This window comes from Streptomyces flavofungini, from assembly GCF_041028215.1.
In the GTDB taxonomy this organism is placed as follows: Bacteria; Actinomycetota; Actinomycetes; order Streptomycetales; family Streptomycetaceae; genus Streptomyces; species Streptomyces flavofungini_B.
Window position 1 is genome coordinate 1 of record NZ_JASKYR010000280.1, and the last position, 10458, is coordinate 10458.

A 10458-nucleotide genomic window follows, 5' to 3' on the forward strand; every position below is an offset into this window, starting at 1 on the left:
ACGAACTCCTCGCGCTGCTGAGGCCGTTGGTGTCATCGCCGCGCTGCGCCGGGCTCAACCTCACCATCTACGACCCCGACCTCGACCCCGAGGGCACGGCGGGCGACCTGCTGGCGGGCCTCCTGGTGGCGGCGCTCGCCCCGGCCTGAGCGGGACCCCGGGGGCCTTCGCGCAAACCTGACCCGGACACCCCCTGGTCGGCGCCACGGCGACCGTGTTCCATGGTGATCGTGAAGACCACCGTGCGCCGCGACGTACTCACCCTGCCCGCCGCCCCGCTGGGCCCCGAGAACCCGCTGCCCCCGCTGCGGCCGCTCCRCGAGGTGCACCGGCACGTCGAGGAGCGCGCCAAGGAGGACCTGCCGCGCGACATGGCCCGCCAGCTCGGGTACGCACCGCTGCGCGGCATCCTCCCCGTCCGCGTCCTCGACGGGTACGGACGCGAGCGCGCCGAGACGGACATCGACACCCTCGTCATCGAGAACGACCGGCTGCGCGCCACCGTCCTGCCCGGGTACGGCGGGCGCGTCCACTCCCTGCTGCACAAGCCGACCGGACGTGAGCTCCTCTACCGCAACCCGGTCCTCCAGCCCGCCGGGTTCGCGCTCAACGGCGCCTGGTTCTCCGGCGGCATCGAGTGGAACATCGGCGCCACCGGACACACCACCCTCTCCTGCGCGCCCCTGCACGCGGCCAGGGTGACCGCGCCCGACGGCGGCGAGATGCTGCGCCTGTGGGAGTGGGAGCGGCTGCGCGACCTGCCCTTCCAGGTGGACCTCTGGCTCCCGGAGGACTCCGACTTCCTGCACGTGGGGGTGCGCGTCCGCAACCCGCACGAGAAGCCCGCGCCCGTCTACTGGTGGTCCAACATCTCGGTGCCCGAGGAGCGCAGGGTGCTCGCCCCCGCCGACGAGGCATGGCGGTTCGCGTACCAGGGAGGCCTGCACAAGGTGCCGGTCCCGGAGGCGGAGGGCGTCGACCGGACCTACCCCGAGCGAAGCGAGTACTCCGCCGACTACTTCTACGACGTGCCGGACGGCGCCCGGCGCTGGATCGCCGCCCTCGACGACGCCGGGCACGGCCTCGTGCAGACCTCCACCGACCTGCCGCGCGGCCGCAAGCTCTTCGTCTGGGGCACGGGCCCCGGCGGACGGCGCTGGCAGGAGTGGCTCACCGAGCCCGGCACCGGGGGCTACGCGGAGATCCAGGCGGGCCTCGCCCGCACCCAGCTCGAACACGTGGCGCTGGACGCCGAGTCGGAGTTCAGCTGGCTGGAGTCCTACGGTCCGCTCAGCGCCCGGCCGGAGCTCGTGCACGGCGACTGGCCGGACGCGCGCGGCGAGGTGGCGGGGCGGCTCGCCGAAGCCCTGCCGCGCGAGGCCGTGGACGCCGCGTACGCGGCATGGCTCGGGCACGCCGACGCGGAGCCGGGGGAGCGGCTCGCCACGGGCTCGGGCTGGGGCGCCCTTGAGGTGCTGCGCGCCGGGCACAAGCTGCCGGGCACGCCCTTCGAGGAGTCGGCACTCGGCCCCGACCAGGCGCCGTGGCTGGAACTCCTGCACACCGGGGCCGTGCCCGAGCCGCGCAAGGTGGCGCCGCCCGGGCCCACGCTCGTCTCCCGGCACTGGCGCGACATGCTGGAGACGGCGCCCGCGCGACCGCACACCGAGTACCACCTCGGGATCGCCCAGTGGCACGCGGACGACCGCGCCCAGGCCGTCCGGAGCTGGGAGCGCGGCCTCGCCCTCGCGCCCTCGCGCTGGCCGCTGCTGCGCTGCCTCGCCGTCGCCGACCAGAGCGAGGGCCACAGCGAGCGGGCCGCCGACCGGTACACCGAGGCCTTCGACGACCTCTGCCAGGAGCGGCGCGACGACGGCGTGGCCTGGACGGCGGCGACGGCCGCCCTCGGCAGGGAGGCGATCACCGCACTCCTCGCCGCCGGGCGCCCGGAAGCGGCCCGCGCGGTGTGGGAGCGGCTGCACGCGACGACCAGGGCCGAGGGCCGCTTCCGTCTCCTTGAGGCACAACTCCTGCTCGCCGAGGGCGAACCGGCGGCGGTACGCGCCCTCTTCGAGGAGGGTTTCGAGGCGGCGGACCTGCGGGAGGGCGCCGGGATACTGGGCGAACTGTGGGCCGCGGCCACCGACGGCGAGCCCGTCCCCGCCCGCTACGACTTCCGGACGCGGCAGCCGGGGGAGTGAGGCGGGGACGTGCGCACGGCCCCGGCCACCTGAAAATATGGGCGTCGCACCGAACCACCGATCAGAAGGGAAGCCATGAGCACCGAGACGCTGGAGTTCCAGGCCGAGGCGCGCCAGTTGCTGGATTTGATGGTCCACTCCATCTACTCCAACAAGGACATCTTCCTGCGCGAACTCATCTCCAACGCCTCCGACGCCCTGGACAAGCGGCGCCTGGCCGGACTGCGGGACGAGAGCCTCAAGGCCGACGACCTGCGCATCGAGCTGGAGGCCGACACCGAGGCCCGCACGCTGACCGTGCGGGACAACGGCATCGGCATGACGCGCGAGGAGGTGGTGGGCCTGATCGGCACGATCGCCAGGTCCGGCACGGCCGAGACGCTGCGCAAGCTCAAGGAGAGCAAGGAGTCCGCGGAGCTGATCGGCCAGTTCGGCGTCGGCTTCTACTCCGTTTTCATGGTCGCCGACCGGGTCACCCTCCTCACCCGCAAGGCCGGTGAGGAGACCGGCGTGCGCTGGGAGTCGGACGGCGACGGCACGTACACGATCGAGACCGTCGAGGACGCGCCGGAGGGCACCTCGGTCCGCGTCCACCTGCGCCCCGCCGACCAGGAGGACGGGCTCCACGACTACACCGACGCGGGCAAGATCCGGGAGATCGTCAAGCGGTACTCGGACTTCATCTCCTTCCCGGTGGTGATGGGCGAGGAGACCCTCAACTCGATGAAGGCGCTCTGGGCCCGCCCCCGCTCGGAGGTGAGCGACGAGGAGTACCACGAGTTCTACCGGCACGTCAGCCACGACTGGTCGGAGCCGCTCGACATCATCCAGATGCGGGCCGAGGGCACCTTCGAGTACGAGGCCCTGCTCTTCCTGCCCTCCCGCGCCCCGCACGACCTCTACCAGCGCGACTCCCGGCACGGCCTCCAGCTCTACGTCAAGCGCGTGTTCATCCTCGACGACAGCCGTGAGCTGCTGCCCGATCACCTCCGCTTCGTCAAGGGAGTGGTGGACGCCGCCGACCTCTCGCTGAACATCTCCCGCGAGATCCTCCAGCAGGACCGGCACATCCAGCTCATCCGCCGCCGTCTGGCGAAGAAGATCCTCGCCTCCGTCAAGGAGCTGATGGGCAAGGACGCCGACAAGTACCGCACGTTCTGGCGCGAGTTCGGGCCCGCCGTCAAGGAGGGTCTCCTCGACCCGGCCGAGGACCACAAGGCCATCCTCGACATCGCCTCCTTCGCCTCCACCGCGGGCGATGAGCCCACCACCCTCGCGGACTACCTGGAGCGGATGCCGGAGGGCCAGGACAAGATCTACTTCATGACGGGCGACACCCGCGCGCAGATCGAGAACTCCCCGCACATGGAGGCGTTCCGGGCCAAGGGGTACGAGGTCCTGCTGCTCACCGACCGGGTGGACGAGATCTGGGTCGAGGCGGTCCGCGAGCACGCGGGCACCGAGTTCCGCTCCATCGCCCGCGGCGAGGTCGACCTGCCCTCCGACGAGGAGGCCTCACCGGAGCAGGCCGAGGCCTTCGCGTCCGTCCTCGCCTGGCTCAACGAAACGCTCGACGACGTCAAGGACGTACGCCTGACGACCCGGCTCACCAGCTCCCCGGCGTGCCTGGTCAGCGACGACGACGGGCTGACCCCGGCCCTGGAGAAGATGTACAAGGCGATGGGCCAGGAGCTCCCGCCGGTCAAGCGCATCCTGGAGCTCAACCCGGGACACCTGCTGGTCAAGGCCCTGAAGGCGGCGCACGACGAGCGGTCAGGAGCCCCGGAGCTGACCGAGACCGCCGAGTTGCTCTACGGCACCGCCCTGCTCGCCGAGGGCGGCGAACTCGCCGACCCGGCGCGCTTCGCCGCGCTGCTCGCCGACCGCCTGGGCAAGACGCTCTGAGCGACGCCCGCCCGGGCCAGACGCTCTGAGCCACGCCCGCGCGGCCGGGGCCGTCACGGTGCACTGCCCGTGGCGGCCCCGGCCCGGGGTCCGGCGCCTCAGGTCGCGGTCACCCGGCGGTCCGCGTACTCGAAGACGGAGCCGTCGGGGTGCATCGCGATGAGGTTGCGGCCCGCGGGGGTCGGGACCGGGCCCGCGATGACGCGGGCGCCCGACGCCGTCAGGACGGCGCACGCCTCCTCGACGTCTTGCACCGCGATGGTCGCCCCGACCTTGCGCAGCACGTCGATCTCCTCCTTCGGGCCGCTCATCAGCAGGAAGCAGCCGATCGCGGCGACGGAGACGCCACCGCGCTCGAAGCGCATCGCCTTGCCGCCCGCGAGCCGTTCATAGAACGCGACGGAGGACTCCAAGTCCTCGACGCAGATACGCAGCGTGGTCCCCAGGATCTCCATGATTGGAACGCCCTCACCTCTCCGACCTCCGGCCCCGCAACGATTTCATGATTGCCTGCCCGGCCGCCACCGCCTCCGCCGGGACGGCGCGGCTTCCGGGGGCCGAACGGAGCGGAGGGCGGCACCAGTTGTGGTGCCGCCCTCCTGCCGTCGTGCCCGCCGTCAGGACTGGGGACGGCTGCCGTGGTTCGCGCCGTTCTTGCGGCGGGCCTTCTTCTTGCGGCGTCGCTTCGAGGACATGGGTACCTCCGTGTTGCTGATGGTGCTTCCCGGACGCATGTGAATCCGGGCGATCACGCGACGCCTACCCATCCGCCGGTCACGGCATGGTGTGGCCTGCGTCACACCGTTATCGGCCGCGGGCCTCGGGTACCCGGGTGTCATGACTGGCTTCGAGAAGACGACTCCGAGCGGCCTCGACCAGCAGCCGTTCGACAGGGTGCTCACCGATGAGCTGGTCCGTACGGTCCGCGAGGAACTCCGCGCGGAGCTGCGCGAGCAGACCAGGAAGCAGCGCCGCAAGGCCACGCTCTACGCCGCGTCCGGCGCCGCCGCGCTCTACGCGGGCGCGGCGGTCGCCCTGGCCGTCGGCCTCGCCATCGGGACCGGACTGCCCGGCTGGGCCGCGGCGCTCATCGTGGCCGTACTCCTCGGCCTCGCCGCGGTGCTGCTGCGCGGCCACAGGACGGGGAGAGCACGGCCGGTGTGCTCGGCGCCACCCCCGGCGGTCTCGGCGTCACCCCCGGCGCGCTCGGCGTCCCCGCGCCGCCGCCCATGCCGCCCACGACGCCCGCGCGCGACGGCGAGCGCTGACCGGGCCCCATGATCGCGCCGGGCGCTCCGTGAACCATCCGGAGCGCCCGGCGCCCGCACGTCCCCTGCCGCCTCCGGTTCCGGACGCACGTCCGGCCATGCGACGGCACGCGGCTCACGCGACCCGGAACTCCTCGACCTCCTCCGTGCGCAGCGCCAGACCGTGCCCGACGCCGCCGTCCGGGCGGATGACGCCGCCCGTCGGGTCGAGCGCACCGTCGAAGAACAGCGACTCGATGCGCACATGGTCGTGGAACCACTCGACGTGCCGCAGATTGGGCACGCACGCGGCGACCGCGGCGTGCGCGTGCGGCGCGCAGTGCGCCGAGACCTCAAGACCGTGCGCCTGGGCCAGAGCCGCCGCGCGCAGCCACTCCGTGAGGCCGCCGCAGCGCGTCGCGTCCACCTGGAGGCAGTCCACCGAAGGGATCATGCGGGCGAAATACGGCAGGTCGCAGCCGTGCTCGCCCGCCGTCACATCGCAGACCAGCGCGTCCCTGACCAGCGCGAGCCCGCGCAGATCGTCCGAGGACACCGGCTCCTCGAACCAGCCCACGCCCTGCTCGGCGAGCACCCTGCCCACCCGTACGGCCTGCTTGCGCGTATAGGCGCCGTTGGCGTCGACGTACAACTCCGCGTGCGCGCCGATGACTTCGCGAGCGGTGCGCACCCGCGACACGTCGCGGGCCGCCGCCCGGCCCCAGGCCTCGCCCACCTTGATCTTCACGCGCGGGATGTGCTGGCCGTGCACCCAGCCGTTGAGCTGGGCCGCCAGATGCGTGTCGTGGTACGTCGTGAAGCCGCCGCTGCCATAGACGGGCACCTCGTCGCGGGCCGCGCCGAGCAGCCGGACCAGCGGCACTTCGAGCAGGCGGGCCTTGAGGTCCCACAGGGCGATGTCCAGCGCGGAGATGGCGCATCCGGCGGCACCCGAGCGGCCGGTGTCGCGCACCGCCTTCGTCATCGCATCGTGCACGGCGGGAATGTCCATGGCGTCGCGGCCCGTCACCGCGGGGCCGATCTGCTCCGCGAGCAGGGCCGCGGTGGCCGCGGGCGCGTAGGTCCAGCCGGTGCCCGTGGCATCGCCCGCGGCCACCGCCACCACGACGATGGTCGTGGCGTCCCAGGCGAAGGTGCCGTCCGCCTCGGGGGCGTCCGCGGGCACGGTGTAGGCGGAGACGACGGGCCGTTCGATGGTGACTGCGTCCTTCATCTGGATCTTCCCTGGGCCAGGCGGATGAATGTCTTCGGCGAGCCGGACGGACGGGACACCGGGTAACCCCGGCGCGCCGGGGCAAACGGTGGGGAGGAAGCGCGCTCGCAGGGCCGCGCGGCCGCACGGTTCGGCCGTTCGGGGGCCGCGCCGCCGCGCCCGGCGCGCCGGAGTTTGGTGTGCGCGCGGCCGGGCACGCGAGGGGTCCGACCCCGCCGGAGGCACACCGTGAGCCGATCCCGCATCGTCATCGTCGGAGCCGGATTCGCCGGCTACCGCACCGCACACACCCTGTCCCGGATGGCCCGGGGCGCGGTCGACATCACCCTCCTGAACCCCACCGACTACTTCCTCTACCTCCCTCTGCTGCCGCAGGTGGCGACGGGCGTGCTCGAACCGCGTCGCGTCACCGTCTCCCTGCCGGGCACGCTGCCGCACGTACGCCTCGCACTCGGCGAGGCCGACGGCGTCGACCTGGAACGGCACGAGGTGACGTACACCGACCCGGAGGGGGTACGCGGCGCGCTGTCGTACGACCGTCTCGTCCTCGCCGTGGGCAGCGTGCACAAGCTGCTTCCCGTGCCGGGCGTCGCCGAGCACGCGCACGGCTTCCGCGGCCTGCCCGAGGCGCTCTACCTGCGCGACCACATCACCCGCCAGCTCGAACTCGCCGCCGCCGCGCCCGACCCGGAGAGCTGCCGGGCGCGCTGCACGTTCGTGGTCGTCGGCGCCGGGTACACGGGTGTCGAACTGGCCGCGCACGGACGCCTGTTCACCGACGCGCTGGTGCGCAAGCAGCCGCTGCGGCACGGCATCCGCCCCCGCTGGCTACTGCTCGACATCGCCGACCGGGTCCTGCCCGAGCTCGACCCCCGCCTGTCGGCCACCGCGGACCGGGTGCTGCGCGGACGCGGTGTCGAGGTGCGCACCGGCACCTCCGTGCGGGAGGCCACCTCCGAGGGCGTACGCCTCGACGACGGCGCGTTCGTCGCGAGCCGCACCCTGGCCTGGTGCGTCGGCGTACGGCCCGACCCGCTCGTCGAGGGCCTCGGCAGGCCCCTGGAGCGGGGGCGGCTGCGCGTCGACGCCTGTCTCGGCGTGCCGGGCCACCCCGAGGTCTTCGCCTGCGGGGACGCGGCGGCCGTGCCCGACCGGCGCGGGCCGGGCCAGTACACCCCCATGACCGCCCAGCACGCCTGGCGGCAGGGCGTCACGGCGGCGCGCAACGTCGCCGCCTCGCTCGGTCACGGCACCCGGCGCCCCTACCGCCACCGCGACCTCGGCTTCACCGTCGACCTCGGCGGTGCCCAGGCGGCGGCCACCCCGCTCGGCATCCCGCTGTCCGGGCCGCTCGCCGGGGCCGTCACCCGCGGTTACCACCTGGCCGCCATGCCGGGCAACCGGGTGCGGGTGGCCGCAGACTGGCTCCTGGACGCCTTACTGCCGCGCCAGGCCGTGCAGCTCGGCCTGGTCCGCTCCGCCTCGGTGCCGCTGGACACCGCATCGCCCGAGCTCGCCCGCTTTCCGGCGGCCCCGACCGACTCCGCCAAGGACCTCCGTGCCCAGGAGGCCCCGAACCACCAGGAGGAACCTCATGAACAGCAGTGACGTCACCGCCCTCGCCCAGCAGCTGCGCGTCGACTCCGTGCGCGCCGCGGACGCCGCGGGCTCCGGACACCCGACCTCGTCGATGTCCGCCGCCGACCTGATGGCCGTGCTCATCGGCAGCCATCTGCGCTACGACTTCGAACGCCCCGACCACCCGGGCAACGACCGGTTCATCCTCTCCAAGGGCCACGCCACCCCCCTGCTCTACGCCGCCTACAAGGCCGCGGGCGCCCTCAGCGACGAGGAGCTGCTCACCTTCCGCAAGGAGGGCAGCCGTCTCCAGGGCCACCCGACCCCGACGGCACTGCCCTGGGTCGAGACCGCCACCGGCTCACTCGGCCAGGGCCTGCCCGTCGGCGTCGGCATCGCGCTCTCCGGCAAGCGCCTCGAACGCATCCCGTACCGCACCTGGGTGCTGTGCGGCGACAGCGAGCTGGCCGAGGGCTCCATCTGGGAGGCCGCCGAGCACGCCGGATACGAACACCTCGACAACCTCACCGTGATCATCGACGTCAACCGGCTGGGCCAGCGCGGCCCGACCCGTCACGAGTGGAACCTCAACGCCTACGCCGACCGCTTCAAGGCGTTCGACTGGCACGCCATCGAGGTCGACGGACACGACGTCGAGGCCATCGACCGCGCCTGCCAGGAGGCGGCCTCCACCGCGGGCCAGCCGACCGTCATCATCGCCCGCACCCTCAAGGGCAAGGGCGTCGCCGCCGTCGAGAACCGCGAGGGCCAGCACGGCAAGCCGCTGCCGGACGCCCAGGAGGCGATCGCCGAGCTCGGCGGCGAGCGGCAGGTCCAGGTGGAGGTGCGCAAGCCCGCCGCCGCGCGGACCCTGCACGCCGAGCGCACGGGCCACCTCGAACTGCCGCGCCACGAGGTCGGCGACGCCGTCGCCACCCGCGACGCCTACGGCCAGGCGCTCACCGCCCTCGGCACCGCGCGCGGCGACGTGGTGGCCATCGACGGCGAGGTGGGGGACTCCACCCGGCAGGAGTGGTTCGCCAAGGAGCACCCCGAGCGCTACTTCGAGTGCTACATCGCCGAGCAGCAGCTCGTCGCCACCGCGGTCGGCATGGCCGCGCGCGGCTGGGTCCCGTACGCCTCGACGTTCGCCGCGTTCCTCTCCCGGGCCGCCGACTTCGTGCGCATGGCGGCGGTCAGCGACGCGGGGATCAACCTCGTCGGCTCGCACGCGGGTGTCGCCATCGGCCAGGACGGGCCCTCCCAGATGGGCCTTGAGGACCTGGCGGCCTTCCGCGCGGTCCACGGCTCCACGGTGCTCTACCCGTGCGACGCCCACCAGACCGGACAGCTCGTCGCCGAAATGGCGGAGCTGGAAGGCGTGCGCTACCTGCGGACGACGCGCGGGGACACACCCGTCATCTACGGGCCCGGCGAGGAGTTCCCGGTCGGCGGCTCCAAGGTCCTGCGCTCCTCCGACGCCGACCGGCTGACCGTCGTGGCCGCCGGAGTCACCGTCCACGAGGCGCTCTCCGCCGCCGAGCTGCTGGCCGACGAGGGCATTCCGGTGCGCGTCATCGACCTGTACTCGGTCAAGCCGGTCGACCGCAGGACCCTGCGCGAGGCGGCCCGGCAGACCGGCTGCCTCGTCACCGTCGAGGACCACCGCGCCGAGGGCGGCATCGGCGACGCGGTCCTCGACGCCTTCACCGACGGCAGTCCCGTGCCGCGCCTGGTACGGCTCGCGGTGCGCACTATGCCGGGTTCGGCCTCGCCCGAGGAGCAGCTCCGCGCGGCGGGCATCGACGCCCAGTCGATCGCCGCGGCGGCCCGGCTGCTCGTGGAGCAGGGCGTCGTGGGGTGACGCCCGCGCACTTGGGCGCTCCGTCTCCCGCTCCCGGGCGGCGCGTCACTTCCTGAACCAGGTGTTGGCGGCGGGGCGGAACATCAGCGCCACCGCCGCGAGCACGGCCGCCAGAGCCAGGACCCGGCTGCCGCCGGACAGCACGTCAAGCGCGTCCAGGTCCCGGAGGGCCGCGCCGAGCGCATGTCCGTCGGCGAGCCACCGCACGGGCCCGACGACCCACGAGAGCGTGCCGAGGACGCCGAGCGCGCCCGCCAGGGTGAGCCGCGCCCAGTTCGCGCCGCGCCGCATCCGCACCGCGACGAGGACGGCCGCCGCGTACCCGGCCATGCGCGGCGCCAGTTCCACCGCGAGGCCACCGGCCGACACCCCGCCCCCGGCGGACGTCCTGGCCACGGCGAGGGCCGTCTCGAAGACGCCCGCCGCGAC

8 protein-coding genes and 2 pseudogenes are annotated in these 10458 nt (G+C 73.5%); 6 read left to right on the plus strand and 4 right to left on the minus strand.

Features of this window, described 5'->3' with window-relative positions:
- The 3 genes and pseudogenes from AB8Z36_RS19985 to htpG form a co-directional block, all read left to right on the plus strand.
- A pseudogene (locus tag AB8Z36_RS19985) lies at positions 1–149 on the plus strand (arginase family protein); the annotation flags it as partial.
- Positions 150–221: 72 nt separating this feature from the next.
- The gene (locus AB8Z36_RS19990) at positions 222–2201 is read left to right on the plus strand and encodes a DUF5107 domain-containing protein (RefSeq protein ID WP_369214709.1); all 1980 of its coding nucleotides are present in this window, start codon (positions 222–224) and stop codon (positions 2199–2201) included.
- 75 nt (positions 2202–2276) lie between these two features.
- Positions 2277–4106, plus strand: a complete 1830-nt coding sequence (gene htpG / locus AB8Z36_RS19995) for a molecular chaperone HtpG (RefSeq protein ID WP_369214710.1) — start codon at positions 2277–2279, stop codon at positions 4104–4106.
- 98 nt (positions 4107–4204) lie between these two features.
- Here htpG and AB8Z36_RS20000 read toward each other — a convergent pair whose 3' ends face one another.
- Positions 4205–4561 (minus strand): VOC family protein, encoded by a 357-nt coding sequence (locus AB8Z36_RS20000; RefSeq protein ID WP_369214711.1) that lies wholly within the window; start codon positions 4559–4561, stop codon positions 4205–4207.
- A gap of 162 nt (positions 4562–4723) precedes the next feature.
- Positions 4724–4801 (minus strand): 50S ribosomal protein bL37, encoded by a 78-nt coding sequence (locus AB8Z36_RS42315; protein WP_370443954.1) that lies wholly within the window; start codon positions 4799–4801, stop codon positions 4724–4726.
- Between the two features lie 142 nt (positions 4802–4943).
- On the opposite strand from AB8Z36_RS42315, the gene AB8Z36_RS20005 reads away from it, so the two are divergent.
- Positions 4944–5387: a phage holin family protein gene (locus AB8Z36_RS20005; protein WP_369214712.1), complete on the plus strand. Its 444-nt coding sequence runs from the start codon at positions 4944–4946 to the stop codon at positions 5385–5387.
- A gap of 102 nt (positions 5388–5489) precedes the next feature.
- Here AB8Z36_RS20005 and AB8Z36_RS20010 read toward each other — a convergent pair whose 3' ends face one another.
- On the minus strand, positions 5490–6587 hold the full coding sequence (locus tag AB8Z36_RS20010) for an enolase C-terminal domain-like protein (RefSeq protein WP_369214713.1): 1098 nt from the start codon (positions 6585–6587) through the stop codon (positions 5490–5492).
- 228 nt (positions 6588–6815) lie between these two features.
- Between AB8Z36_RS20010 and AB8Z36_RS20015 the strand changes: the two genes are divergently transcribed.
- Positions 6816–8195, plus strand: coding sequence for an NAD(P)/FAD-dependent oxidoreductase (locus AB8Z36_RS20015; protein WP_369214714.1), 1380 nt, complete (start codon positions 6816–6818; stop codon positions 8193–8195).
- Complete coding sequence (locus AB8Z36_RS20020) at positions 8182–10029, plus strand: transketolase (protein ID WP_369214715.1); 1848 nt, start codon at positions 8182–8184, stop codon at positions 10027–10029. Before AB8Z36_RS20015 ends, AB8Z36_RS20020 begins: the two co-directional genes overlap by 14 nt.
- A gap of 45 nt (positions 10030–10074) precedes the next feature.
- Here the strand turns inward: AB8Z36_RS20020 and AB8Z36_RS20025 are convergent.
- A pseudogene (locus tag AB8Z36_RS20025) lies at positions 10075–10458 on the minus strand (hypothetical protein); the annotation flags it as partial.